This is a genomic window from Pseudarthrobacter sp. As-47 (genome assembly GCF_058215595.1).
In genome coordinates this window covers 1,325,077-1,350,409 of record NZ_CM177088.1, presented here as the reverse complement: position 1 = coordinate 1,350,409, position 25,333 = coordinate 1,325,077, and the positions used below count along the sequence as shown (strand labels likewise).

Below are 25,333 nucleotides of genomic sequence, written 5' to 3'. Positions count from 1 at the left end.
GCTGCCAGGCACCTGGGCAGGGGCGCCGCAATCCTGGGGGTTGGGGCGCCCCTGTTGTGCTTCCTCACGATAAGGCGGCGATGGTTCGGTCATGGCTCGAAGTGCGCGGCCTCGGCCGGCGCAAGGGCACGGTGGATGCTCGTGAGGTGTCCGGCCATGAGTTCGGGCAGTTCGTCGATTCCAAACCAGCCGACGGCCACTGACTCGTCATCGTTCACCCGGGCAGTCCCGGAGACGTAGCGGCAGAGGAACACAACGTCCAGGAACTCGCACACATCGCCGTTGGGATAGGTAAAGGGACCCACGGCGCCCACAGACACCACGCGCTCCGGTTCGGCCACCACCGCCGTTTCCTCAAAGATTTCCCGCACCAGCCCACGGGCAGGCTGTTCACCCGGCTCGAGCATGCCGCTCACGAGGGCCCACTGCCTGTTATCCGCCCGTTGGGCCAGCAGCACGCGGCCCGCGGCGTCCACCACCACGCCCCGCACCCCCCGGGACCCACAGGGGATCATTGCCGATTTTCTTGCGAAGCTTCAGGACATAGTCAGGCGCAGGCATTGAGCCAGCCTATCGAGTTGTTTCTCCGCGTCGGCTGCCTGGACTCCCTCATCCTGGCTGCTGAAGGTCAGGCCGGAAGCAGCATCGCCGCTGCGGCTCCGGCGAGCATGAACGGACCGAAGGGGATGGACGATTTAAGCGTTCCCCTGCGGGCCGCCAGGAGTGCGACGGACCAGAGGCCACCCAGAAGGAAGGCCAGGAACGTGCCCGCAAACAGATGACCCCACCCGAGGTAGCCGAGGTACATCCCCAGGACCCCGGCGAGTTTAACGTCCCCGAAGCCCATACCCGGCGGGTACACCAGCCGGAGGATGAAGTAGAAGAGCCACAGGATGGCCGCCCCGGCCACCACCCGGAGCACCGGCTGGAACCCAAGGCCTGCGACAGGACCAGCAGAACCCTGGCCGGAGCCCGCAGCGGCGAAGGCTGCCGCCGCCAGGAGCAGGACGCCGGCCACGGCATAGGACGGAAAAACGATCCTGTTCGGCAGCAGATGGTGCCGAACGTCGATCACCGTGAGCCGGACGGCCATCACCGCGAAATAGGCGCACGCGGCAAGCACCAGCCAGAAGGCCGGCGGAGTGTGCTGCCATAGTTCGCCCAGTCGATGGATCACCCTCGGATGCTACTGGATTTCCACCCGCCAACGCACAGCCCGCGCGTAAACTGTGGATATGGCGACGTGGGACTTCCGGCACCGGCCGGATCCGGACAGTGGAGCTGCCCCCGCGGACCTTGCAGCCATGTTCCGCAACCTGTGCCGGTCCTCTCCCTGGAAATGGCAGTCGCTGCGCTTCGAATACTGGAATGAACCCTTCGCGGAAGCTCCCAGCCCTGCGGCTCCCCTGGTCCGCGCCTGGCTGCGGCGCCCCGGAGCCCTGCGCCTGGAAAGCCCGGAGGGACTGGTCCTCCACAGCACCACGGGGATCAACGATTCCCGGGACGGGCTCTACATCAGCTCCACCCGGAAATCCTGGCTCCTGCCGCCCCACCTGGTGACGCCCGTTTATGACGACCTCGGCCTGGTGCGGCGGCGCCCGGAGGCGGCCTACGGGGAGCCCGGCTTCGGCAACGGACGCTTCTCTGCGGCGCTGGATCCGGTGGAGCTTGCCGGCAACGCCCCCGTGCCCCTCGAGTTTCCCGGGAGCAACCCCGTGGAGGTCCAGGATGTCCGCCGTGTTGAGCATGAAGGCCGGCCGGCGCTCGAGGCGGTGGTGGCCCCGACCGCCGCCTACCATCCGGCAGATCCCGCCGCTCCCCTGTGCATGCCGGGCCGCTCCAGGATCAGGGTGGACCTGGGCACCGGCGTCTGTGTGTCCAGCCGCTCACTGGAGCCTGAAACGGACCAGTACGGCCACTGGCTGCGGATTATTGCCGTGGACGAATACATGCTGGACGACCTTTTCCTGGCCGAGTCCATGAACCTCACCGACGTCCGCCGCCACATCAGCTGGGACGTTCCCGCCTGACTGTGACAGGCCGAACCGGCGCCCATCGGCTAGGCTTCCCGGATGACTTCACTGAACGCTGTGTGGCCGCTCTTCGGTCTCACCCTGGCCACGCCCCGGCTGGAGCTGCGCCCCATCCAGGACCATGAGATTCCGGCGGCGGTTGCAGCAGCGCGCACGGGTATCCACGAGCCGGGCAGGAATCCGTTCAGCACTCCATGGACTGAACTTCCGGCCGAAGACCTTGGACCGAACATGGCCCGCTGGTACTGGCGCTGCCGCGCCGAGTGCACGCCGGAATCCTGGACGCTTCTCCTGAGCATTTGGCATAACAGTGAGTTCATCGGCTGCCAGGACGTCGGAGCCAAGGACTTCGCCACCCTCAAAACGGTCAGTACAGGGTCCTGGCTCAAGCAGTCCGCGCAGGGCCGCGGCCTTGGCAAGGAGATGCGCGCCGCCGTCGCGCTTTACGCGTTCGACTGGCTGGGCGCAGAAGTCGCCGAGTCCGAAGCCGCGGACTGGAACGCGGCCTCCCTGGGCGTCTCCCGCTCCCTCGGCTACGAGCTGAACGGAACCACCCGAAAGGCCTGGGGCACCAAGGTGGAAACGGTCCAGCACGTCCGCCTCACGCCGGACTCCTTCAAACGCCCCGATTGGACCCTCAAGGTAGGGGGCCACGAGGCTGCAGCGAACTTCCTGAACATCAGCTAGTGCCGGGACTTGGTGCCCGGGTGCGCCTTCCGGCAGCGTGCGTCAAAGGCGACGGAGGAGCCAGCACGCACAGAAAGGGGCACCCGGGCACCCCCGCCTAGCCTTCGAGGAGTTCGGTCACCAGCGCTGCGATCGGAGACCTTTCGGAGCGGGTGAGGGTGATGTGGCCGAAGAGCGGGTGTCCTTTCAGGGTTTCGACGACGGCGGCGATCCCGTCGTGGCGGCCGACGCGCAGGTTGTCACGCTGGGCGACGTCATGGGTGAGAACGATCTTTGAGTTTTGTCCGATCCTGCTCATCACGGTCAGCAGGACGTTTTTTTCGAGCGACTGGGCCTCGTCAACGATCACGAAGGCATCATGGAGGGATCGTCCGCGAATGTGGGTGAGGGGCATGACCTCGAGCATGCCGCGGTCCATCACCTCCTCCACCACTTCCTGGCTGACCAAGGCACCGAGCGTGTCGAAGACCGCCTGCGCCCAGGGATTCATTTTCTCGGACTCGGAGCCGGGCAGGTAGCCGAGTTCCTGGCCGCCCACGGCGTAGAGGGGCCGGAACACGATGACCTTGCGGTGCTCGCGCCGTTCCAGGACGGCTTCCAGGCCGGCGCACAGTGCCAGGGCCGACTTGCCGGTGCCGGCCCGGCCTCCGATGGACACGATGCCGACGGCGGGATCCATCAGCATGTCGATGGCCAGCCGCTGCTCGGCGGAGCGCCCATGCAGGCCGAACACGTCGCGGTCGCCTTTGACCAGGCGGACCTGCTTGTCCGGGCCCACCCGGCCCAGGGCGGACCCACGGTTGGACAGCAGGACCAGGCCGGTGTTGACCGGCATCTCCGCTGCCGCCGGGATAAACACCGGCTCGTGGCCGTAGAGGGTTGAGATCTCCTGCTCGTTGGCTTCGACTTCGGCCACACCGGTCCAGCCGGAGTCCTTCACCAGTTCGTTGCGGTACTCGTCGGCGGTGAGCCCCATGGCCGAGGCCTTGACCCGCATGGGCAGGTCCTTGGACACCACGGTGACGTTCCTGCCCTCGTTGGCGAGGTTCTTGGCGACGGCGAGGATGCGGCTGTCGTTGTCCCCGCTCCGGAAGCCCAGCGGCAGCACCTCGGAGGAGATGTGGTTGAGCTCCACCATGAGGGAGCCGCCGTCGTCCCCGATGGGAATGGGCTGGTTCAGTCCGCCGTGTTTGACCCGGAGGTCGTCGAGGAGCCGCAGCGCTTTCCGGGCGAAATAGCCAAGCTCGGGGTCGTGCCGTTTGGATTCCAGTTCGGTGATCACCACGACCGGAACGATGACCTCGTGTTCCGCAAACCGCAGCAGGGCGCGGGGGTCTGACAGCAGGACGGAGGTGTCGATGACGAAGGTGTTAATGGCGGCTTCCCTTCCGGAGACAGCAAAACCGGCCGCAGCATCCGCTGCTGAACCGGTTTGTGAGGTGGCTCGCGTGGCGCGAGAGGTAGCTTTCTGTCCCTGGTCCATAACGGCCTCGGGCAGTTGTTCAGAAGTAGCCACATCGACTCCAGCCCCGGGCACCAGCCCGGAATTGTTATTGGTGAGGCGGCTCGGCCAGGAGGCCGGGTCCGGCCTCCCATACAACCGGTGCGATGTTTCGCTCCATGTACTGGCCTCCCCGATCAGCCGGCGGTTTTGCCAGCTGATGGATATAACGTAAATCCACCCCAGGTAATTTCCGCAACCATTACGCGGCGATTCCTGTTGCAGTGGTGTGAACTTGTGATGAACCGGAGTTGTCAGGAGCCGAAGCGGCGCTGCCTTCCCGCGTAGTCACGGAGGGCCCGCAGGAAGTCCACTTTCCGGAACGCGGGCCACAGTGCCTCGCAGAAGTAGAACTCGCTGTAGGCGCTCTGCCACATCAGGAAACCGGACAGGCGCTGCTCCCCCGAGGTCCGGATCACCAGGTCCGGGTCCGGCTGGCCGCGGGTGTAGAGGAAGCGGGAAATGTCATCCACGCAGAGCTCGTCCGCGAGCCTGCCGATGTCCTTGCCCTTGGCCACGGCGTCATGGAGGAGCTCGCGCACCGCGTCCACGATTTCCCGGCGGCCGCCGTACCCCACCGCCACGTTGACATGGATCTTCTCCCGCACCGGGGTGCGCGCCGTCAGCTTGTTGAGGCGCTCGGCCAGGTAGTCAGGAAGAAGTTCCGGAGCACCCATCGCGTGGACGGAGATATTGGCGTCCTCATCCAGCCGGTCCAGGGTGTTGGCGATGATGCCCATCAGCAGGTCCAGTTCCTCACTGGACCTGTTCATGTTGTCCGTGGAGAGCATATACAGGGTGACCACTTTGACCCCCAGTTCCTGGCACCAGCCCAGGAACTCGTGGATCTTGTCGGCGCCGGCCTGGTGGCCCTGGCTGGTGGGGGCGTTGAACTGCTTGGCCCAGCGGCGGTTGCCGTCCACCATCACTCCGATGTGGCGGGGAATGCGGTCGCGGGGCAGGTCCTTCAGCAGCCTGCGCTCATAGAAGCCATAGAGGAACCCAGGCAACTCCACGCGTCCACTCACCTGACTTCCTCGCTGTACGTACTTGCACATCCTAGGCTACCGTCCGCAAGTCCGGGGGCCCGGAACACAGCTCACCAAGAACCTACTCTTCGGTAACTTACCGCTCCGTAAGTTATTCTGGGACCATGAACAGCGACACCCCGGAGGCCCCCCGGACGCCGCAGCCGAAGGACAGTGCCGGCCCGGAAAATGGCGCCACAACCAACTCCATGGACGACGCCGCGGTCCGGCTTGCCGAACTCCTGATGATCAAGCCGAAGTGGAGAGGCTGGATCCACACCGTCACAGCCCCGCTTGCCCTCGCGGCAGGGATCATCCTGGTGGTCCTTGCCCCGACAGCGGACCGCAAAATCACGTCCGCCATCTACGCCGCCACGGGCGTCCTGCTTTTTGGCGTCAGCGCCGTCTACCACCGTGGCAACTGGTCACCCGGGGTCAAGATCGTCCTGAAACGGCTGGACCACACCAACATCATGCTGGTGATCGCCGGCAGCTACACCCCACTGGCCTGGACCCTCCTGGAAAGGCCCCAGGCGGTCCTGCTGTTGTGGGTCATCTGGTCCGGGGCCATCCTCGGGGTACTGTTCCGGCTGCTGTGGACGGACGCCCCCCGCTGGCTTTACGTACCCATCTACATCGCCCTGGGCTGCGGCGCGCTGTTTTATCTGCCGCAATTCTTCCAGGCAAGCGTTCTGGCAGCGGTCCTGATCTGCGTGGGCGGCATCCTGTACATCACGGGTGCAATCTTCTATGCCCTCAAAAAACCGAATTTCAGCTACCACCACTTCGGGTTCCACGAGCTGTTCCATGCCCTGACCGTGGTGGCTTTCGCCACGCATTTCGTAGCCATCGCCACAGCCGTCCTCAGCTGACAGGACCGCACTCTCCGGCTGTCCTCAGCCGGCGCGGCGGCAATTGGCGCCGGCGCAACCGGCCCGGCCGCGCCTTTCGGACGTCGTCAATGCGTCAGTGCCGCTGGTCGCCCTGCGCGGTGTCCGTTCCGCCGTCGGCCGTTCCCTGGACGGCGCCGCCGCGGGCCTGCTGGCCAGGCGCCCCCGCATCAGCAGCCTCAGCCGCCTCAACGTCCGCCGCAGCAGCGGCAGCCATGCGGTCCTCCTCCACCTGCGCCCGGTAACGCACGCGCCGGATGCGCCGCACCATGTCCACGATCAGCAGTGCGGTGGCAACCACGAAGAACGCCGTCATGATGAAGCCCAGCAGGCCGGGCGTCACCTGGTCCTCGGATATCCCCTCCCGCAGCGTGGGCGTCGGCAGGGGCGTCGGGGTGGTGGCCAAGCTGAGGAGCAGGTGATGCACGGTTTTATACCTTCTGTGGAGCGGATGGCAGGGATCGCGGAAGGGACGGCGGTAGCCCCGCCCTAACTTCTACGCGACATAGAAATTGCCGGCTGTTTCTATCTTAGCCCTGCGAACAGATCCCGCTCCGGGAGTTCGGAAGGAACCCGGGAGCGGATGAGGGAGTAGTCTTCCCACGGCCAGGCCCGGCGCTGCATCTCCGGGGACACGGCAAAAAAGAACCCCAGGGGGTCCACCTGGGTGCGGTGGGCCCGCAGCGCGTCGTCGCGCACTTCGAAGAAGTCGCCGCAGTCCACCTGCGTGGTGGTGGGATGCGTGGCGGGCGGCGGCGTGTGGCCCTCCGCGTCCGCTTCGAGCCAGGCGGCGAGCCGCTCGGCGTACGGGGACTGGAGCCCGGCTTCCTCCAGGGCGAAATGGAGCGCCCTGAAGCGCTCCGGGCTGAAGGCCCTGTCGTAGTAAAGCTTGCTGGGTTCCCACGGCTCGCCGGCGTCCGGATAGCGCGAACTGTCACCGGCGGATTCGAAGGCCTCCACGGCAACGCGGTGCGCCATGATGTGGTCCGGGTGGGGGTATCCGCCGTTTTCGTCATAGCTGAGGATGACGTGCGGCTTGAAGGACCGGACCAGCCGCACCAGCGGCGCCGCAGCGCGTTGCAGGGGCAGGGTGGCGAATGATCCCGCGGGAAGGGGAGGAAGCGGATCACCTTCGGGCAGGCCGGAGTCCACGAACCCCAGCCACCGCTGGCTGACGCCAAGGATGGCCGCCGCCCGCTCCATCTCCAGGCGCCTGGCGCCGGCCATATCCCGTTTGGGGTGCGGTTCCCCCTCCACAGCCGGGTTCTGGATGTCCCCCCTGGAGCCGTCGGTGCACGTGGCCACCATGACGTCGACGCCGGCGGCCGCATACTTGGCCATCGTCGCAGCGCCCTTGCTGGACTCGTCGTCCGGATGGGCATGGACTGCGAGCAGCCGTAGCGGCGCCGGGGTGGTGCTGGACGCTGTCATCGAAGGACGGCTCCTTATTCTCTGCTGCCTGTGGCTGCTGATCGGATGGCTTGAACGGGCGGACGCCTGGCGGGGCTGCTGACAATCTGCCCCCGGAAAGGGCACTAAACTGGTGAGGTGACTTCCCCGGACCAGCCGGCCCAACCCGCGCCCGCAGACACTAGCCTAGCCAATCGCTATGGGGCTAAAAAGCGCACGCTTACGCCGAAAGCCAAACGCGTCATTGGCGGGGCGGCGCTGGCCGCAGGAATCGGATTCCTGGCGTGGGTGTCCACGTCCCAGTCCCTGTCCGACGTGACGTTCAAGGACATTGGCTACAGCACCACGGACGCCACGCTGGCGGAGGTGGACTTCCAGGTCACCCGCGAGCCCGGAACCGCCGTCAAGTGCGCGGTCAAGGCACTGGATTCCAAGTTTGCGGTGGTGGGATGGAAGGTTGTGGACATTCCCCCAGCAGAGGCCACGGAAACAGCCGACGGCGGCCGCACGGTTGCCCAGCGCGTGGCCGTGCGCACGGAATCACTGCCGGTATCCGGCGTGGTGGACAGCTGCTGGGCGGCTGGCACGTAGTACCGGAAGCGCGGGCCTGGAAACAGGCCGGGCCCTGTGACGTGCGCCGCTTCCCTGTTGGGTTAAGTCCAAGGGATTGACTACAATGGAGCAATACCTTTACCCCGCTGAGCTGGTTACTGTTCCACAAGTGGCCACCGTGGCGGGGTCTTTTGCATGTAGGACCACCAGAGGAGAAGTCCGTGTCTACCACCAACAGCGCAGCTGCAGCCTGGCTCACCCAGGAAGCTTTTGACCGCCTGAAGGCAGAGCTGGACCACCTTTCCGGCGCTGGCCGGGCAGAGATCGTCCAGAAGATTGAAGCAGCCCGGCAGGAGGGCGACCTCAAGGAGAACGGTGGCTACCACGCAGCCAAGGAGGAGCAGGGCAAGATCGAGGCCCGCATCCGCCAGCTCACGGCACTGCTCCGCGACGCCCACGTGGGCGAGGCTCCGGCAGACGACGGAATCGTGGAGCCCGGCATGATCGTCGTGGCCAGGATCGCCGGCGACGAAGAGACCTTCCTCCTCGGTTCCCGTGAAATTGCCGGCGACTCGGACCTGGACGTCTTCAGCGAGAAGTCGCCGCTGGGTGCGGCCATTCTTGGCCACAAGGAAGGCGACACGCTCAGCTACGCGGCGCCCAACGGCAAGGACATCAAGGTGGAGATCCTCTCCGCCAAGCCGTACGCCGCCTGATTGCTTCCAGCCCGCAGCAGCACACCTAAAGCGCTGGCCGCCCCGGAAAGGGGCGGCCAGCGCTTTACGTTAAGGTCCGGATACCTACAGCGCAGGGCCGGGGGCGCGGCTGCGGCGCCGCAGCAGCAGGGCGGCCACCACTCCCCCGGCCGCGCCGCCCAGATGGGCCTGCCAGGAAATGTAGCCGGCAGCGATGGGCAGGACACCCAGCAGGATGCTCCCGTAGCCCATGAAGAGGACCACCGCCAGGAGGATCTGGCGCCAGCTCCGGTTGATGAAACCGCGGACCAGCAGGAACGAAAACAGCCCGAAAACCAGGCCCGAGGCACCCACCGTGACGCCGCCGTCGCCGATCAGCCAGACCGTAAGCCCGGACCCCAGCCAGCTGAAGGCCAGGGCGGTCAGGAACACCCTGAGGCCCGAAAGGAACACCAGAAACCCAAAGATGATCAGCGGCAGGCTGTTGGACAGCAGATGGTTCAGGTTCGCGTGCAGGAGCGGGAAAGTGAAGATGTCCAGCAGCCCGTCAGCGCTCCTGGGCCGGAGCCCGAACGTCGCGTTGAGCGAGCGCAGCATCACCATGTTGAACAGCTCGATGACAAAGAGGAGAACAACGAAGGTGCCCAGCACCAGCAGGCCGCCCTTGGCCCGGGCGGCCACGGTCCTGCGCTGCCCGACGCTCCCGTTTCCCGTCAGTCCGGCCATGGCTTGTCCTAGTGCACCACGATGGGCTGGAAGCCTTCGGCGCGCAGGGCGCTGAGGACCTGTTCGCCGTGCTGGTGGCCCTTGGTTTCCAGGTTCACGGTGATGGACACGTCGCCCATGCTGATGGAGCCGCCCACCCGGGTATGGTCCAGGCCGGTGACGTTGGCATCGTTCTCGGCGATGATCCTGGCAATGGTGGCCAGTGAACCGGGCCGGTCATCGAGCATCATGCGGACCGTCATGTAGCGTCCGGCCGCGGAAAGGCCCCGCTGGATGACCTTGAGCATCAGCATGGGGTCGATGTTGCCGCCGGAGAGGACCACCACCGTGGTGCCCGGGTTTTCGATCTTGCCGTCCATCAGTGCCGCCACGCCAACGGCGCCGGCCGGTTCCACCACCATCTTGGCCCGCTCCAGCAGGAAGATCAGGGCACGTGCCAGCGAGTCTTCGCTGACCGTCACAACGTCATCCACGAGTTCGCGGATGATGCTGAACGGGAGCTGCCCGGGCCGGCCGACGGCGATGCCGTCCGCCATGGTGGACACCTTCTTCAGCGGCACCAGCGCGTCCGCCGCCAGTGACGGCGGGTAGGCAGCAGCATTCTCCGCCTGGACCCCGATGATGCGGATCTCCCGCCCCAGCTCCTTGGCCCGGGCTTTGATGGCGACGGCGACCCCTGCCAGGAGCCCGCCGCCTCCCACGCCCATGAGGATGGTGTCCACCGTGGGTACCTGTTCAAGGATCTCCAGCCCCAGGGTTCCCTGGCCTGCCACGACGTCCACGTTGTCGAAGGGGTGCACAAAGACGGTTCCGGTCTCGTTGCTGTACCGCTGGGCTTCGGCGAGCGCCTCGTCAACGTTGTGGCCGTGCAGGATGACCTCCGCACCGTGGCTGCGGGTGGCTGCCAGCTTGGGCAGCGCGACGCCCAGCGGCATGTAGATGCGGGCTTTGATGCCCAGGCTCTTGGCGGCCACGGCCACACCCTGGGCGTGGTTGCCTGCGGAGGCTGCCACCACGCCGCGCTTTTTCTCCTCGGGGGAAAGCTTCGCCATGCGGACGTAGGCGCCGCGCACCTTGAAGGATCCGGCCCGCTGGAGGTTTTCGCACTTGAAGTAGACATCCCCGCCGGCCATCTTTCCGAGGGCGCGGGACGATTCCACCGGTGTACGCGCGATAATCCCGTCGAGCAGCTTCTGCGCCTCCAGGACATCGTCCAGCGTGACGGGAAGGGTTTCAAGGATGTTCACGGACTATTCTCCTCTGGATTCGGCCCCTGCGCCCGGTTCCGCAGTGGGCGGGGCGTCAGGTAGTTCTGCTGTGGTGCCGGCGGCGGCGCCCTTGCCGCGTTTGAGTGCCGCCGGCGGCCGGACGTCCCGGATGGTGTTGTCCGGCCCGGCGCCCGCCAAGGCTCCTCCGGCTAAAGCCGGCACCTGTTCATGTTCCCACGTTCTGGCGGCAATGTAGCGAATGGAGGAATTTGCGACGGCGAGGATGGGCACCGAGAACAGGGCACCGGGGATGCCTGCCAGGTAGGATCCTGCCGCTACCGAAAGGATCACTGCCACCGGATGCAGGGCGACGGCCTTGCCCATGATCAGCGGCTGCAGGATGTGGCTCTCCAACTGCTGGACGAGGAGCACGATGCCCAGCATGATCAGGGCGTTGATGGGGCCGTTCGCCACCAGTGCCAGCAGGACCGCGATGGCCCCCGTCACCAGGGCGCCGACGATCGGGATGAACGAACCGATGAAGACGAGCACGCTCAGCGGCAGCGCCAGGGGCACCCCGATAATGGCGGCGCCCGCGCCGATTCCCACCGCGTCCACGAAGGCCACGAACATCTGGATGCGCGCGTAGCTGACCATGGATGTCCAGCCCTTGCGCCCGGCGCCGAACGCTGCCGCCCTGGCCTTCCTGGGAAGCAGCCGGACCAGGAACGTCCAGATCCGGTCCCCTTCCAGCAGGAAGAAAATCAGGATAAACAGCGCCAGGATGAGCCCGGCGGCAAAGTGCCCGGCCGTGCTGCCGAAGGACAGCGCCCCGCTGACGATACTGCTGGTGTTGTCCTGCAGCGCAGTGGTTGCCTCCTGCAGGTACTGGTCCATCTGGGCGGCGGTCAGGTGCAGCGGCCCGTCGGAAAGCCAGTCCTGGATCTGCTTGACTCCTGCCAGCGCCTCAGACCAGAGTTCGCCGAAGCCCGAAACCAGTTGCCGTCCCACCAGGGCCAGCGACCCTCCGATCAGGCTGATGAAGCCCACGACGGTGATGGCGACAGCAGCTCCGGCAGGCACCCGGTATCGCTTGAGCCACCGCACCACCGGGCTCAGGAGTCCGGCCAGGAGGGCGGCCACCATGACGGGAATAATGAGGAAGCTGATCCGGCTCAGCAGCCAGACGAGCGCACCTCCCACCAGGAGGATCAGCCCCACGCGCCAGGCCCACGAGGCTGCGATACGCACGCCGTAGGGTATGTCCCGGTCCAGTTCACGGTCTGCGAGGACCCGGACAGGCTGGCTGGAGTCAGGCCGGTGCGGACCTGGGGTAGGGCTGGTGGAGGTAACGGCATCCTCTGCTGGCGTCATAGCCTAATACTTCCCCAGCGGAGTCTTATTCGGAAACCGCTACCCGGCCGCCCCCGGGGTGTAGTCAATGCCCCACTCGATGGTGAAGGAACCGCCGGGGCTTAGCCAGCGCAGGCCGTCACCGGAGTTGAAGGCGTTGGCCGGCCCGGTCATGGGCTCCACGGCCACGGCCCGGCTGCGGCCCGGGTACTGGGTGCTGACAAAGACGTGGACATAGCGACAGGTTTCGTCCTGCCACAGGCTTACCTGCCTGCCGTCCGGCGCCGCCAGTGTGTGGCGGGCCTTGCCTTCCTCGTACCGCAGGTCCGTCAACGCGACGTCCACGTCCAGCGCAGCGATGTTAAGCCCTGTCCTGAAGTCCGAATCTCCCTGCACCGGGGCGGAGCTGCGCGGAATAAGGCGGTCATCGGCCACCAGGCGTGTCTCGGCCGCTACCGTCAAGACCAGCTCTTCGATGGGAACATCGCCCAGCCTCAGGTAGGGATGGGCGCCCAGGACGAATGGTGCGGGCTCCTTGGCGTCGTTCAGCAGGGTCTGGCGGACCACCAGCCCAAGGTCGCCGTCGATCCCGTATTGCACCCGGTGCCGGGCCAGGAAGGGATACCCGTGCTGCGGGAAGATGGTTGCCTCCAGCGTCACGGAGTGCTCGGACTCGTCCACCAGCGCGTAGGCGGAATTGCGGAGCAGTCCGTGGCTGGCGTTGTTCCTGGCAACCTCGGTGATATCCAGCTGCTGTTTTTTGCCGTTCAGGAACCAGATTCCGTCCTCCACGCGGTTGGCCCACGGCGCCAGCGTGATGCCGGCGGCTCCGGGGGCAATCTCGTCGTCGCCGTAGGTCTCCGTCAGGAGGGTGCCTCCCCTGCTGAAGGAACGGAGGCCCGCGGCGAGCTCCGTCACCACGGCCGAGGCGTCGCCGCGGCGGAGTTCATACTGCCTGCCGGTGGCGTAGCCCTGCAGTGCCGGCGCGGATTCCTGGGGTGAGCGTGATGTCATGAGCAATACCGTACCCCGCGGCGGCCCGGGCACGCAGCATCACTCTGTGAGTTTTTGTTGTTAACTATTCTTTTTTGATCGAATATGCCACACTCTCTCTATGACAGGTATCACGAGCACCAGACTCTCCGATGGCCGGGAGCTGATCTATTTCGACGACGCTGCAGCGCCCAAATCCCGCGCCGCCGAACTCACCACTGACCAGCGGGGCCTTCCCCCGAGGGGTGAGCCCGGCGAGGTCCGCTACGATGCGCTGACTAACGAGTGGGTTGCCGTGGCCGCGCACCGCCAGACCCGCACCCACCTTCCCCCGGCGGACCAGTGCCCGATATGCCCCACCACCGCCGGCAATCCATCCGAGATTCCTGCGTCGGACTACGACGTGGTGGTGTTCGAGAACCGGTTCCCGTCGCTGGGGCCTGCGCTGGGCCCGATTCCGGAGGAAACATCATGGGGTACGAAGGGACCCGCCTACGGCCGGTGCGAGGTAGTGGCGTTCACCCCGTCCCATACCGGCTCCTTCAGCGAACTGGGGGAAGAGCGTGCGCGCACGGTCATCGAGGCCTGGGCGCACCGCACGGAGGCTTTGAGCGCCCTCCCCGGAATCAAGCAGGTCTTCCCGTTTGAGAACCGCGGCGCCGACATCGGCGTGACGCTCCACCACCCCCACGGTCAGATTTACGCCTACCCCTATGTCACGCCCCGCGCGGGAGTCCTGGGGGCCGCGGCCCGCAAGTTCCATGACGCCCACGAGGGCCGGGAAACGCTGACCGGGTCCCTGTTGCGCGCCGAACGGGAAGACGGCAGCAGGATGGTCCTGGAAGGCGAAAACTTCAGCGCCTATGTTCCCTTTGCTGCCCGCTGGCCGCTGGAAATCCACCTGGTGCCTCACCGCCAGGTCCCGGACCTGGCAGCGCTGAACGGCGAGGAGAAGGATGAGCTTGCGTCCGTCTACCTCAACCTTCTCCAGCGGGTTGACGCCCTCTACCCCACGCCCACGCCCTATATCTCGGCCTGGCACCAGGCTCCCCTGGACCCGGTCCTGCGTCCCTCCGGATACCTTCACCTCCAGCTGACGTCCCCGCGGCGGGCAGCAGATAAGCTCAAGTACCTGGCAGGATCGGAGGCAGCCATGGGCGCTTTCATCAACGACACAACCCCGGAGAGCGTGGCGGAGCGCCTCCGGGAAGTCACCCTTCCGTCCCCCGCCGCACGCCCTGCCGCCCTGGCGGCCACACCCGAAGGAGCCCCCGCGTGAACGCCGCACCCGACCCCCTGGCCACCCGTGCACCGGCAGGTACCGAGGACCTGGCCGCCCGGTTCGCGAAGGAGTTCGGCGGCGCTCCGGACGGCATCTGGCAGGCGCCGGGACGGGTCAACCTCATTGGCGAGCACACGGACTACAACGAGGGTTTCGTCCTGCCTTTCGCCATCGACCGGACCGCCCGGGTGGCCGTCCGGGTCCGCCCCGATGCCTCGGTACGGCTGCTCTCCACCTATGGGGACCAGGGCGTCGTGAGCACCACGGTGGAGTCCCTCCGCCCGGGCTCCGCCAAAGGCTGGACCAAATACCCCCTCGGCGTGATGTGGGCGCTGAAACAGCGCGGTATCGAGGTTCCGGGCGTGGACCTCCTGCTCGACTCAAACGTTCCCCTCGGAGCCGGACTCTCGTCATCCCACGCCATTGAGTGTGCGGTCATCTCGGCACTGAACGAGCTGACCGGCGCCGGGCTCGACGCCGAGGAGATGGTGCTGGCCACGCAACGGGCGGAGAACGAGTTTGTTGGCGCCCCCACGGGCATTATGGACCAGTCCGCTTCGCTCCGCGGCGCGGAAGGCCACGCGGTCTTCCTGGACTGCCGGGACCAGAACGCCCGCCTGGTTCCGTTCGAGACCCGGCCGGCGGATCTGGTGATGCTGGTGATTGACACCAAGGTCTCGCATTCACATGCCGACGGCGGCTACGCGTCCCGGCGGGCGTCCTGCGAGCTGGGCGCCGAGGTGCTTGGGGTCAAAGCGCTTCGGGACGTTCAGGTGGGTGACCTGGAGGAAGCCAGCGGCCTGCTGGATGAAGTCACCTTCCGGCGCGTACGGCACGTGGTGACTGAGAACGACCGTGTGCTCCAGACCGTGGAGCTCCTGGCAACCGCGGGACCGGCCGCCATTGGTTCCCTTCTGGACGCCAGCCACGTGTCCATGCGCGACGACTTCGAGATTTCCTGCCCCGAGCTGGACCTGGCGGTCGACACTGCGCGCGCCGGCGGCGCCATCGGCGCCCGCATGACAGGCGGCGGTTTTGGTGGTGCGGCCATCGCGCTGACGCCGGTGGGACTGGAGCAGGCGGTGCGTGACGCCGTCGCCAAGTCATTCGCAGATGCCGGGTACAAGGCACCGGACATCTTCACGGTGACCCCGGCGGCGGGAGCCCGCCGGATCGCGTAGCGCGCTCCCGGGCTGCGGTTTTAACAGCTATGGGCCCCACCGTGAGGTGGGGCCCATAGCTGTTAAAAAGGTCCGACGTCGGGCGCCGGCCCGGGTGTCAGTCTTCGCCGCGCAGGATGGCCAGCAGGCGGATGATTTCCACGTAGAGCCATACCAGCGTCACCGTCAGGCCGAACGCTGCCGTCCAGGAGAAGCGCTGCGGGGCGCCGCTCTGGACGCCCGCTTCAATGCTGGTGAAGTCCATGACCAGGGAGAATGCGGCCAGGCCGATTGCAAGGATGCCGATGACAACGCCGATGATGCCGCTGCGCAGCCCGAACGGTTCCGAGGTCAGGCCGGTCAGCATCATGACGAGGTTCACGACGGAGAACAGCGCGTAGCCGGCCAAAGCGATCATGAAGAACTTCATGGCCTTGGGGGTGGCGCGCACCTTGCCGCTCTTGAACAGGAGCAGCGTCACGGTGAAGACGGACAGCGTGCCAATGACGGCCTGGAGCCCGACACCCGGGTACATGGTGTCCAGGACGCGTGTGAGGCCACCGAGGAAGAGACCTTCGAGGCCTGCGTAGGCAAGGATCAGCGCGGGCGAAGGCTGCTTCTTGAAGGTGTTCACGAGCGCGAGGACAAAGCCGCCCAGCGCCCCGACGATCATCAGCATGGAGGCGAGGCCCAGGCCAACAAACATTGTGACGCCGGCGCCGACGAGCAGCACGCCCAGGCAGGCGGCGGTCTTGATGATGACGTCGTCGTACGTCATCCGGCCGGTGTCAGCGGGGCCTGCAGCGGGCTGGTTGTACATCTGCCGCAGCTGCTCGTCGGTCATGTTCTGCGGCTGGCCGTAGCCCTGCTGGCCATACGGGGCCTGGCCGTAGGGTGCCTGGCCATACGGCTGCTGGCCGTAGGGCTGGTGTCCGTAGGGAGCCTGCGGAACAGGCGGTGCCTGGGTGGCTCCACGGAAGCTCTTTCCGTTGAAGATCGGGTTGCCGCCAAGTGCCATTGCGGGATTCCTCCATATGGGATGTGTTGTGAACCTTAAGGTTTACGCTACCAATTCTCACGTAAATGCACCCTCAATAGTTCCCCGCCGGAAACAGGAGCACGGAGTTGTTATCCGATCGCTACCATCGGCGCCTGGACCTCGGCATTTACCGGTACTTCCGCGCTGTAGCATAAGCCAAGCAGGGTGACGGAACTCACATATGTGGCGGGTGCCGGCCCGATGGCACCACCCTACCCCTGCATCCGTTCGCAGCGGCTGCAATGGCGCAGCCGAGACCGCCCCCAAGTGGAGGTTTACCATTTTGAGAAGTACACCCCAAGGCCCGCCGGCCGGCGCACGGCGAGGGTTGCTGAGATTACTGGGAGCCATCAGCGCTTCCATCCTTGCAATCCTCCTCGTGGCAGCACCGGCTTCCCAGGCCACTTCGCCGTCTCCGACACCATCCCCGTCGAATCAGACCTTCCAAAACAACATCAGCGGATTCCTTCGTGATGACACCCGGGCACCCCTGGCGGGCGTGACAATCACGGCCACGAAGGATGACTTCACCGGCACGGCCACGTCCTCCGCGAACGGAGCCTGGAACATCGGGGTGCCCGAACAGGGCACCTACACCGTGGAGCTGGACGAGTCCACCCTGCCTGAGGGCATTGCCTTGGCTGAGGGCCAGGAAAACCCCCGCGACGTCACGTTCAGCCAGACCTCGAACCTCTCGGTCATCTTCGCATTCGGCAAGGGCATCGTGGTGCAGCAGCAGGACTTCGGGCAAAACCTGCTCAACCGGCTCGTCGCCGGCCTGAGCTTCGGCCTCCTCCTTGCGTTGGCCTCGGTGGGTCTGTCCCTGATCTTCGGCACCACCGGGCTCACCAACTTCGCCCACGGCGAGATGGTGACGCTGGGCGCGGTGCTGGTGTTCGCCTTCAACGCCCTGGGCCTTCCCTTCTGGCTCGCAATCCTGCTGGCCCTGCTGGGCGGCGGCCTCTTCGGCTACGCCCAGGACAGAGGGCTGTGGCGGCCGCTGCGGCGCCGCGGCACGGGGCTGGTACCCATGATGATCGTCAGCATCGGCCTGGCACTGGCAGTCCGTTACGTCATCCAGTTCTACTTCGGCGGCGCCACCCAGCAGCTTCCCTACGCACAGAGCCCCGAAATCCAGCTGGGACCTGTCTCCATCTCGCCCAACAACCTCTGGTCCCTGGGCATCAGCGCCGTGGTGATCGCCCTGATCGGCATCGTGCTGCTCAAGACGAGGCTGGGCAAAGCCACGCGCGCCGTAGCCGACAACCCCGCCTTGGCGGCGGCCTCTGGCATCGACGTCGACTCCGTCATCCGGATCGTGTGGATCACGGGCGGCATGCTGGCCTCCCTCGGCGGCATCCTGTGGGCCTACTACCGGCCCGGCGTAACGTTCGACATGGGCTCCGCCATCCTGCTGCTCATCTTCGCCGGCGTCACCCTGGGCGGCCTCGGCACAGTCTTTGGCGCCCTGATCGGTTCCATCATCGTGGGCATCTTCGTGGAGCTGACCACCGTGTTCGGCCTCGCCGCGGACCTGAAGTACGTGGGCGCCCTCTTCATCATGATCGTTGTCCTTCTGTTTCGGCCCCAGGGAATCCTGGGCCGGCGCGAGCGCGTGGGTTAGGAGACAGCCATGGACTTTGGATTCATTCTTTCCAGCGCTGCCAGTGAAATTTTCAGCCCGACCACGGCGGCCTACGCCCTGGCCGCGCTCGGCCTCGCCGTGCACTTCGGCTACTCCGGCCTGCTGAACTTCGGGCAGGCCGGCTTCATGGCGGTGGGGGCCTACGGCTTCGCCATCTCCACCCTCACCTTCGGGGTCCCCTTCTTCGTGGGGCTGCTGATCGCCATCCTCGCCTCTGCCGTGTTCGCCCTGCTGCTGGGCATACCCACCCTGCGGCTCCGCGCGGACTACCTGGCCATCGTGACCATCGCCGCCGCGGAGATTGTCCGCTATATCGTGACCACCAACCAGCTCACAGCCGTGACGGGTTCGGCAAACGGCCTGGCAGCCTTCGAGGGCGGGTTCTACAGCATGAACCCCTTCCCCGAAGGCTCCTACTTCGGCATGAACAACCGCGATTTCTTCATCCGCGTGGTGGGGTGGGCGCTGGTCGCCCTCTGCTGCACCCTGGTATGGCTGCTGATGCGCAGCCCTTGGGGGCGTGTCCTCAAAGGTATCCGGGAGGATGAGAACGCCGTCCGGTCCCTGGGCAAGAACGTCTACGCCTACAAGATGCAGGCCCTTATTATCGGCGGCGTCCTCGGAGCGCTCGCCGGGATGATCTTCACGCTTCCGCGTGGAGCGGTGCAGCCGGCCAACTACGGTACGGAACTGACGTTCTTCCTGTATACCTGCCTCCTGCTGGGCGGCCTGGGCACCGTGCTTGGTCCGGTCATCGGCGCCATGATCTTCTGGGTTGTCCTGTCCCTGACTCAGGGCATCCTGTACGGCCTGATCGAGTCAGGAGCCATCACGTGGCTGAACACGGTCCAGGCCGGGCAGCTGCGCTACATCCTGGTTGGCGTCGCCCTGATGCTGCTGATGATCTTCAGGCCCCAGGGCGTCTTTGGAAACAAGAAGGAGCTGGCGTTCGCATGAGCATGCACAGCGAAGAACCTGCAACCTCCGGCGAGGCCGGCGTGGACTACATGACCGACACCCGGCCCATAGCAGCCGGCGAGGCAGCACCCGGCTGCAAGAAGCGCGACCCTATCGTCGTGGCGGAGAACGTGACGCGCAGCTTCGGCGGCATCAACGCCGTCGACGTGGAGTACCTCGAGATCCCCCGGCACAAAATCACGGCACTGATCGGTCCCAACGGCGCGGGGAAGACCACCCTCTTCAACCTGCTGACCGGTTTTGACACACCCAACACGGGCAAGTGGCAGTTCGAAGGCAAGAGCCTCGCAGGCGTGTCCCCCTACAAGGTGGCGCGGATGGGTATGGTGCGCACCTTCCAGCTCACCAAGGTCATGGGCAAGCTGACCGTCATGGAAAACATGCGCCTCGGCGCTGCAAACCAGCCTGGCGAGCGGCTGTCCAAGGCGCTCTTCAAGGGCATGTGGGGCGGCCGGGAAAAACAGATCACCGACGAGGCCAACGTCCTGCTGGAAAAGTTCAAGCTCGACGCCAAAAAGGACGACTATGCGGCGTCCCTCTCGGGAGGCCAGCGCAAGCTCCTGGAGATGGCCCGGTCCCTGATGGTCCGGCCCAAACTGGTCATGCTGGATGAACCCATGGCAGGCGTCAACCCCGCGTTGACCCAGTCCCTCCTGGACCACATCAAGAACCTTAAGGCCGAGGGCATGACGGTGCTGTTCGTCGAGCACGACATGCACATGGTCCGGCATATAGCCGACTGGGTGGTGGTGATGGCTGAAGGCAAGGTGGTGGCGGAAGGCCCGCCGGGCGAGGTCATGAAGAACCCTGCGGTCATCGACGCCTACCTCGGCGCCCACCACGACGTCGACCTGGGAGACTCCGATGGCCTGAAGGAGCTCGCTGCCGAACTCGTGGCGGACGAGGAATCGATTGTGGGAACCGAGAACGCCGGAATCATCTCGCTGGACGTTGTGGCGGGAGAGGCGGAACCGGATCGCCGGGGCACGGGGCGGCATCAGGCCGGGAGCCCGCACGGCCGCCATGGGAGTACGGACACAGGCAGCACAGAGAAGGACGGGCAATGAGCAGCACCAGCGCGGCAGCGGCCGCACATCCAGTTACCGACGGTGACTCGGTGGTCAAGGTTACCGATCTCGTGGCGGGCTACCTGCCGGGAGTGAACATCCTCAATGGCTGCAGCATCGAAGCCCGCAAGGGCGAGCTGATCGGCATTATCGGCCCCAACGGTGCCGGTAAGTCGACCCTCCTGAAGGCAATGTTCGGTTTGGTCAAAGTCCATTCCGGGACGGTGGTGGTCCGCGGCCAGGACATCACCGGACTGAAAGCGAACAAGCTGGTGTCCCGGGGTGTGGGGTTTGTCCCCCAGACGAACAACGTGTTCGCCACGCTGACCATCGAGGAAAACCTGCAGATGGGCATGTTCCAGCGGCCCAAGGATTTTGCCGAACGGTTCGACTTCGTAGCCGGCCTGTTCCCGGAGCTGGGCAAGCGGCGCGCGCAGCGCGCCGGCTCGCTCTCCGGCGGCGAGCGCCAGATGGTGGCCATGGGCCGGGCTCTCATGATGGATCCTGCCGTGCTGCTCCTCGACGAGCCGTCCGCAGGCCTCTCCCCCGTCAAGCAGGATGAGACCTTCCTGCGCGTCCACGAGATCAACCGTGCGGGCGTCTCCGTGATCATGGTGGAGCAGAACGCCCGGCGCTGCCTGCAAATCTGTGACCGGGCCTACGTCCTGGACCAGGGACGGGACGCGTACACCGGCACGGGCCGTGAGCTGATGAAGGACCCCAAGGTCATCCAGCTTTACCTGGGTACCTTGGCGGACACCGTCGAGTAAGGCCAGGGCAAACACAAGGAAGCCCCCGTCCGGCTGGACGGGGGCTTCCTTGTGTTTCAGGTACGGCGCTTACAGCTTGCCGAACTCTTCCTTCACAGCGGTGTACTTGTTGTCATCCTGGTACTCGTAGATGCCGATGTAAGCCTCGGTCGGGTCACCGGCCTCGGAGAAGGTCACGGGGCCGGACTGGCCGTCGTAGTCCGCATCCTTGCCTTCCCTGATCAGCGTGACGCAGGCAGCGTAGGACGTGCACTTCTCACCGCCCTCAGAGACTTCCTTGAGCTTGGCCGCGATGTCCACGCCCTTGGTGCTCTGTGCTGCCTCTGCGGCCAGCGCGATGAGGTTCACGGCGTCGTAGGACTCGCCGGCGTAGCTGTAGTCCTTGAGGGCCGGGTCGATGGCCAGCAGCTTCTTCTTGAAGTCCTCCTGGGCGAACGTGCCCGGGATGGTGCCCCGTGCGCCCTTCAGGGTGCCCGGCTGGAAGTCCTTGCTGTAGTCGGAAGTGTTGCCGTCCACCAGGAACATCTGGGTGGCCTTGACGCCCTTGCCGGTCATCAGCGGGACAATGCTCTTGGCCTGGTCAAAGGTGATCAGGGCAATGGCATCCGGCTTGGCCGCAATGATCTTGTCCACCTGGCTGCTGAACTGGGTGTCGCCCTCGTTGAAGAGTTCCTCCGCCACAACCTGGCCGCCTGCCGCCTCGAAGGCCGACTTGATGTTGGATGCCAGGCCCGTGCCGTACGCGTCATTCAGGACGATCATGCCCACGGTCTGCGCGCCGCAGGTGGCCATGTAGTTGCCGAGCACCTTGCCCTGCAGGACGTCGGAGGGTGCCGTACGCCAGTACAGGCCCTTGTCATCCCAGGTGGTGAAGTCCGGGGAGGTGTTGGCGGGCGAGAACTGGATGACGCCGGCGCCGGTGATCTGGTTGATGACCGTCTTGGACACACCTGAGGACGCCGCACCGATGATGGCGCTGACGCCCTGGCCCAGCAACGCGGACGTGGACTGGGTGGCGATGTCCGTCTTGGTGTCACCGGAGTCGCGGTGGATCACTTCGACCGGCTTGCCCAGGACGCCGCCTGCCTTGTTGACTTCGTCGATGCCAAGGTTGACGCCGGCGATTTCGGGCGGGCCGAGGAACGCCAGCGAACCGGTGGTGGGAAGGAGCGAACCAATCCGTAGCGGGGTTTCAGTAGAGCCGGTTGACGGCGGCACCGAGGGGGTCTCCGCAGGCTGGCTGGCGGCAGCGCCTCCACTGCCCTCGGTTGCGGGGCAGGCAATTCCTGCCGCTTCTGCGGTGGCAGAGGATTCGGTTGCCGTGGGTGTGGACGAACCGCCGCAAGCCGTTGCCATAAAGGCGACGCCGATGCCAAGCGCTGTCAGCTTGGCAACACGGGTTCCCGCCTGGGGGAATAAAGTCATTTACGAGCTCCTCGATCTAAAGGTGCGAACGGCCTTTGACACGAAAAATCAGGTGTTCCTGATTTAGCTTCAAGCTAATGCAAATCGGAGCCGAAGATAAGTGACTGAGGTCACATCCTTATAACAGTAGTTGCATATGTGGAATTAAATGGAAGAAGCCGCCCGCTGTGCGGACGGCTTACGTTCCTGGCCTTGCTTAAGCTGCTGCGTACCCCAGGTGGGACTCGAACCCACAACACGCGGATTTTAAGTCCGCTGCCTCTGCCAATTGGGCTACTGGGGCGCCCGGTCAATGGTATCCCGTCAGGCGAGCGCGAAGGGTTCGGCATACCGGAAGGTGCCGTGGACGCCGCCGGGCCAGAGCGCCAGGGGCAGCAGCTGGAAGTAGTCGCCCCACGCCTCGTCAGGCGGCAGTACCCCCAGCGAAGTGGCAGGCACAAAACCAAAACGCGAGTAGTACTCGGGGCTGCCAAGGAGGGCAATGCCGCTCTCCCCCGCCGCGTTTGCCCGATGGATGGTCTCCTTCATGAGCGCCGACCCGAGACCGTGCCGCTGGTGCCTGGGCGTGACTCCGAGGGGACCCAGGCCCAGCAGCCCATGGTCGCCCACCCAGCCACGGGTACTGATGACGTGGCCCACCACTTCGCCGTCCAGGACCGCCACCAGGCTGAATTCGGGCAGGTACTCCTTGGACTCGAAGAGGCCTCGAAGTACTCTCACCTCCACAGGTTCGCCCTCCGCCTTCAGGCCGGTGGCCGGGGAGACCGCGAAGGCCTCGGCCGTCAGGGCCAGGATGGCCGCGCGGTCCTCGGGCCCCTCGCTGCGCACCAGCAGCTCGGGCCGTGGCACCTGCCTGCTGCCTGCGGACAGCCCGGCCAGTACCTCCAGGGCCCGTGGCGCGTCAGCGACCGGAACCAGCAGATGGTCGTGGTGGAAGCCGGCCAGCACGTTGCAGCTGATCCTGGCCTCGGCAAGCGCCCTGCTGACAGCGGCCGTCAGGCCTACCGCCTCCAGCGCGGAGTGGACCTCCAGGGTGATCCAGGCGCCCACGAAGTCGTAGCCAAGGCCTTCCCTGTCAGCCACTGCCCGGGGCAGCACCACCGTCAGGCCCTCAGCTTCGAGGACCGCTGCCTCGATGCCCGGCACCAGGGGCCTTCCCTCCGGCCACATGGCATAGACGTATTCGCCGCCGCGCTGCACCGGATGCATCGCTGCCAGCAGCGCCTCAAGGTTCTTCTCGCCAGTCATGGTGCCAGTCTAGGAGGCCGCAACCGGCGCTGGCGGGCAGCGCCGCGGCGGGATGCACCTGGTTGAGACGCAAACGTCCGGGGATGCCAACGGCGGCTGCCCCGCACAGGGGACAGCCGCCGTCGTAAATTACAGCGCAGGGGCGTACAGCCCTTTACTTGGCCTTCGCCGAGACCGTTTCCTTGGCCTCGGCAGCGGCCGGGGAGACCGCCGAGGAACCGGAACCACTGCCCGCGGGGGCCGGCACCGGAGCGGCAGCCGGCTTGGGGGCCGGGGTGGCTGCTGCGACGAACGCGCCGCGCGGGTTGTCCAGGTCCATCAGCTGCGTAGTGTCGCGGCCGGTGAAGAAGCTGATGATCCAGTTGAAGATCACGCGGAACTTGCGCTCGAAGGTGGGCATCGCCATGCCGTGGTAGCCGCGGTGTGCCAGCCAGGCGAGTGCACCCTTGAGGCCGATGCTGCCCACCAGGTTGATGTTGGCAACGCCCTTCCACTGGCCGAAGCCGGCCACTGCGCCCAGGTTCTTGTGCTTGTAATCCTTCAGCGGCTTGTCCCAGCGGGAAGCCCACAGGTTCTTGGCGAGGCGCTTGGCCTGGCGGAGCGCGTGCTGGGCGTTGGGGACGCAGGTGCCGTCCGGGAGGCCCTTGCCGGTCAGGTCGGGAACCGCGGCGACGTCGCCGGCTGCCCAGGCGTTGTCGATGATGCCTTCGTCGCCGGCAACCCGGAGGTCCGGCAGGACGCGGACGCGGCCGCGGGGCTCCAGCGGGAAGTCGGTGGAGCGGACCATGGGGTTGGCCTGCACGCCAGCGGTCCACACGAGGGTGTCCGTTTCGAACTCCTGCGCGGGGGTCTTGTCCGGAAGGTTGATGAGCTTCAGGCTGCCCTCGGCGTTGTCCAGGGACGTGTTGAGGAGGACCTCAATGCCGCGGCTGCGGAGGTGCTCCACAACCCATTCCGCCTGCTTTGCGGTGACTTCCGGCATGATCCGGCCCATGGCCTCGACCAGGACGAAGCGGACTTCCTCCTGCTTGATGCGCGGGTTGTTCCGGACGGCGGCCCGGGCAAGGTCTTCCATTTCGGTGATGCACTCGATGCCGGCGAAGCCGCCGCCCACCACCACGAAGGTCAGGGCCCGTGCACGGGCAGCCGGGTCGGTCATGGTGGAGGCGACCTCGATGCGCTCGAGGACCTTGTTGCGCAGCGCAACGGCTTCCTCGATGGTCTTCAGGCCGATGCCCTTGTCCGCAAGTCCCTTGATGGGGAAGGTGCGGGTGATGGCACCTGCAGCCATCACGACGTCGAAGTAGGGAACCTCGAAGTGTGCGCCGCCGTCAGCGGGGGCCACAACGGCCGTGCGGTTGGCGTGGTCGATCGAGGTGACGCGGCCCTGGATCAGTTCGGTCTGCTTGAGGTGCTGGCGGTGGGATACCACGGCGTGGCGGGCCTCGATGTTGCCGCCTGCTACCTCGGGGAGGAAGGGCTGGTACGTCATGTAGGGCAGTGGATCCACGAGGGTGACGATGCCACCGGCGTTCGCGATCTTCTTCTGCAGTTTGAGTGCTACGTACAGGCCGACGTACCCGCCGCCGACGACGAGTACCCTGGGACGGTCCTGGAGCTCTGGGGTGGTTGCCATGGGTCTA

24 protein-coding genes, 1 tRNA gene and 1 pseudogene are annotated in these 25,333 nt (G+C 65.8%); 11 read left to right on the top strand and 15 right to left on the bottom strand.

The window, feature by feature from the left end; all coding sequences use genetic code 11:
* Window positions 1-89: 89 nt before the first annotated feature.
* Both AC4BCK_RS06290 and AC4BCK_RS06285 read right to left on the bottom strand, forming a co-directional pair.
* Window positions 90-561, bottom strand: a pseudogene (locus AC4BCK_RS06290) (NUDIX hydrolase).
* A 67-nt stretch (window positions 562-628) separates the two neighbouring features.
* Window positions 629-1,177 (bottom strand): prepilin peptidase, encoded by a 549-nt coding sequence (locus AC4BCK_RS06285; protein ID WP_363938021.1) that lies wholly within the window; start codon window positions 1,175-1,177, stop codon window positions 629-631.
* A 58-nt stretch (window positions 1,178-1,235) separates the two neighbouring features.
* On the opposite strand from AC4BCK_RS06285, the gene AC4BCK_RS06280 reads away from it, so the two are divergent.
* Both AC4BCK_RS06280 and AC4BCK_RS06275 read left to right on the top strand, forming a co-directional pair.
* Window positions 1,236-2,030, top strand: a complete 795-nt coding sequence (locus tag AC4BCK_RS06280) for a hypothetical protein (protein WP_251422409.1) — start codon at window positions 1,236-1,238, stop codon at window positions 2,028-2,030.
* Window positions 2,031-2,072: 42 nt separating this feature from the next.
* Window positions 2,073-2,720, top strand: coding sequence for a GNAT family N-acetyltransferase (locus tag AC4BCK_RS06275; RefSeq protein WP_490566749.1), 648 nt, complete (start codon window positions 2,073-2,075; stop codon window positions 2,718-2,720).
* Window positions 2,721-2,817: 97 nt separating this feature from the next.
* Here the strand turns inward: AC4BCK_RS06275 and phoH2 are convergent, their stop codons facing one another.
* Entirely contained in the window at window positions 2,818-4,236 is a 1,419-nt protein-coding gene (gene phoH2 / locus AC4BCK_RS06270; RefSeq protein WP_174175528.1) for an RNA 5'-3' helicase PhoH2, read from the bottom strand.
* 239 nt (window positions 4,237-4,475) lie between these two features.
* Window positions 4,476-5,237 (bottom strand): isoprenyl transferase, encoded by a 762-nt coding sequence (locus AC4BCK_RS06265; RefSeq protein WP_251422533.1) that lies wholly within the window; start codon window positions 5,235-5,237, stop codon window positions 4,476-4,478.
* A 221-nt stretch (window positions 5,238-5,458) separates the two neighbouring features.
* On the opposite strand from AC4BCK_RS06265, the gene trhA reads away from it, so the two are divergent.
* A complete protein-coding gene (trhA, locus tag AC4BCK_RS06260; RefSeq protein ID WP_174175688.1) occupies window positions 5,459-6,121 on the top strand; it encodes a PAQR family membrane homeostasis protein TrhA in 663 nt (220 codons plus the stop codon).
* Between the two features lie 94 nt (window positions 6,122-6,215).
* On the opposite strand, the gene AC4BCK_RS06255 is transcribed toward trhA, so the two are convergent.
* On the bottom strand, window positions 6,216-6,566 hold the full coding sequence (locus tag AC4BCK_RS06255; protein WP_174175524.1) for a hypothetical protein: 351 nt from the start codon (window positions 6,564-6,566) through the stop codon (window positions 6,216-6,218).
* 98 nt (window positions 6,567-6,664) lie between these two features.
* Window positions 6,665-7,570, bottom strand: coding sequence for a mycothiol conjugate amidase Mca (mca, locus tag AC4BCK_RS06250; RefSeq protein ID WP_174175522.1), 906 nt, complete (start codon window positions 7,568-7,570; stop codon window positions 6,665-6,667).
* Window positions 7,571-7,687: 117 nt separating this feature from the next.
* Between mca and AC4BCK_RS06245 the strand changes: the two genes are divergently transcribed.
* Both AC4BCK_RS06245 and greA read left to right on the top strand, forming a co-directional pair.
* Window positions 7,688-8,140 carry a DUF4307 domain-containing protein gene (locus AC4BCK_RS06245; protein WP_174175520.1) on the top strand — a complete coding sequence of 151 codons (453 nt, stop codon included), beginning with the start codon at window positions 7,688-7,690 and terminating at the stop codon, window positions 8,138-8,140.
* Between the two features lie 182 nt (window positions 8,141-8,322).
* Window positions 8,323-8,817, top strand: a complete 495-nt coding sequence (gene greA, locus AC4BCK_RS06240; RefSeq protein WP_174175518.1) for a transcription elongation factor GreA — start codon at window positions 8,323-8,325, stop codon at window positions 8,815-8,817.
* 84 nt (window positions 8,818-8,901) lie between these two features.
* Here the strand turns inward: greA and AC4BCK_RS06235 are convergent, their stop codons facing one another.
* Genes AC4BCK_RS06235 through AC4BCK_RS06220 form a run of 4 tightly spaced genes read right to left on the bottom strand, consistent with a single transcriptional unit; the run spans window position 8,902 to window position 13,097 of the window.
* The gene (locus AC4BCK_RS06235) at window positions 8,902-9,522 is read right to left on the bottom strand and encodes a rhomboid family intramembrane serine protease (protein WP_174175516.1); all 621 of its coding nucleotides are present in this window, start codon (window positions 9,520-9,522) and stop codon (window positions 8,902-8,904) included.
* A gap of 8 nt (window positions 9,523-9,530) precedes the next feature.
* Window positions 9,531-10,769 carry a threonine ammonia-lyase gene (gene ilvA / locus AC4BCK_RS06230; protein ID WP_104185384.1) on the bottom strand — a complete coding sequence of 413 codons (1,239 nt, stop codon included), beginning with the start codon at window positions 10,767-10,769 and terminating at the stop codon, window positions 9,531-9,533.
* Window positions 10,770-10,772: 3 nt separating this feature from the next.
* Complete coding sequence (locus tag AC4BCK_RS06225; protein WP_174175514.1) at window positions 10,773-12,104, bottom strand: AI-2E family transporter; 1,332 nt, start codon at window positions 12,102-12,104, stop codon at window positions 10,773-10,775.
* A gap of 39 nt (window positions 12,105-12,143) precedes the next feature.
* Window positions 12,144-13,097: an aldose 1-epimerase family protein gene (locus AC4BCK_RS06220; protein ID WP_364318526.1), complete on the bottom strand. Its 954-nt coding sequence runs from the start codon at window positions 13,095-13,097 to the stop codon at window positions 12,144-12,146.
* A 100-nt stretch (window positions 13,098-13,197) separates the two neighbouring features.
* Here AC4BCK_RS06220 and galT point away from each other — a divergent pair, with 100 nt between their 5' ends.
* Window positions 13,198-14,355: a galactose-1-phosphate uridylyltransferase gene (gene galT / locus AC4BCK_RS06215; RefSeq protein ID WP_377086264.1), complete on the top strand. Its 1,158-nt coding sequence runs from the start codon at window positions 13,198-13,200 to the stop codon at window positions 14,353-14,355.
* Complete coding sequence (gene galK / locus AC4BCK_RS06210) at window positions 14,352-15,539, top strand: galactokinase (protein ID WP_490566748.1); 1,188 nt, start codon at window positions 14,352-14,354, stop codon at window positions 15,537-15,539. The genes galT and galK overlap by 4 nt, the downstream gene beginning before the upstream one ends.
* Window positions 15,540-15,636: 97 nt before the next feature.
* On the opposite strand, the gene AC4BCK_RS06205 is transcribed toward galK, so the two are convergent.
* On the bottom strand, window positions 15,637-16,536 hold the full coding sequence (locus AC4BCK_RS06205) for a Bax inhibitor-1/YccA family protein (RefSeq protein WP_174175506.1): 900 nt from the start codon (window positions 16,534-16,536) through the stop codon (window positions 15,637-15,639).
* Between the two features lie 304 nt (window positions 16,537-16,840).
* Here AC4BCK_RS06205 and AC4BCK_RS06200 point away from each other — a divergent pair, with 304 nt between their 5' ends.
* The 4 genes from AC4BCK_RS06200 to AC4BCK_RS06185 are packed head-to-tail and all read left to right on the top strand — an operon-like array spanning window position 16,841 to window position 21,017.
* Window positions 16,841-18,181: a branched-chain amino acid ABC transporter permease gene (locus AC4BCK_RS06200; protein ID WP_490566747.1), complete on the top strand. Its 1,341-nt coding sequence runs from the start codon at window positions 16,841-16,843 to the stop codon at window positions 18,179-18,181.
* A 9-nt stretch (window positions 18,182-18,190) separates the two neighbouring features.
* Window positions 18,191-19,159: a branched-chain amino acid ABC transporter permease gene (locus AC4BCK_RS06195; RefSeq protein WP_174175504.1), complete on the top strand. Its 969-nt coding sequence runs from the start codon at window positions 18,191-18,193 to the stop codon at window positions 19,157-19,159.
* A complete protein-coding gene (locus tag AC4BCK_RS06190; protein ID WP_490566746.1) occupies window positions 19,156-20,247 on the top strand; it encodes an ABC transporter ATP-binding protein in 1,092 nt (363 codons plus the stop codon). Before AC4BCK_RS06195 ends, AC4BCK_RS06190 begins: the two co-directional genes overlap by 4 nt.
* A complete protein-coding gene (locus tag AC4BCK_RS06185; protein ID WP_174175500.1) occupies window positions 20,244-21,017 on the top strand; it encodes an ABC transporter ATP-binding protein in 774 nt (257 codons plus the stop codon). The genes AC4BCK_RS06190 and AC4BCK_RS06185 overlap by 4 nt, the downstream gene beginning before the upstream one ends.
* A gap of 69 nt (window positions 21,018-21,086) precedes the next feature.
* Here the strand turns inward: AC4BCK_RS06185 and AC4BCK_RS06180 are convergent, their stop codons facing one another.
* The 4 genes from AC4BCK_RS06180 to AC4BCK_RS06165 form a co-directional block, all read right to left on the bottom strand.
* Complete coding sequence (locus tag AC4BCK_RS06180; protein ID WP_174175497.1) at window positions 21,087-22,442, bottom strand: ABC transporter substrate-binding protein; 1,356 nt, start codon at window positions 22,440-22,442, stop codon at window positions 21,087-21,089.
* 209 nt (window positions 22,443-22,651) lie between these two features.
* Window positions 22,652-22,725, bottom strand: a tRNA-Leu gene (locus AC4BCK_RS06175).
* Between the two features lie 20 nt (window positions 22,726-22,745).
* On the bottom strand, window positions 22,746-23,690 hold the full coding sequence (locus AC4BCK_RS06170; RefSeq protein ID WP_490566745.1) for an N-acetyltransferase: 945 nt from the start codon (window positions 23,688-23,690) through the stop codon (window positions 22,746-22,748).
* Window positions 23,691-23,844: 154 nt separating this feature from the next.
* On the bottom strand, window positions 23,845-25,326 hold the full coding sequence (locus AC4BCK_RS06165; protein ID WP_400511412.1) for an NAD(P)/FAD-dependent oxidoreductase: 1,482 nt from the start codon (window positions 25,324-25,326) through the stop codon (window positions 23,845-23,847).
* Window positions 25,327-25,333: the final 7 nt, after the last annotated feature.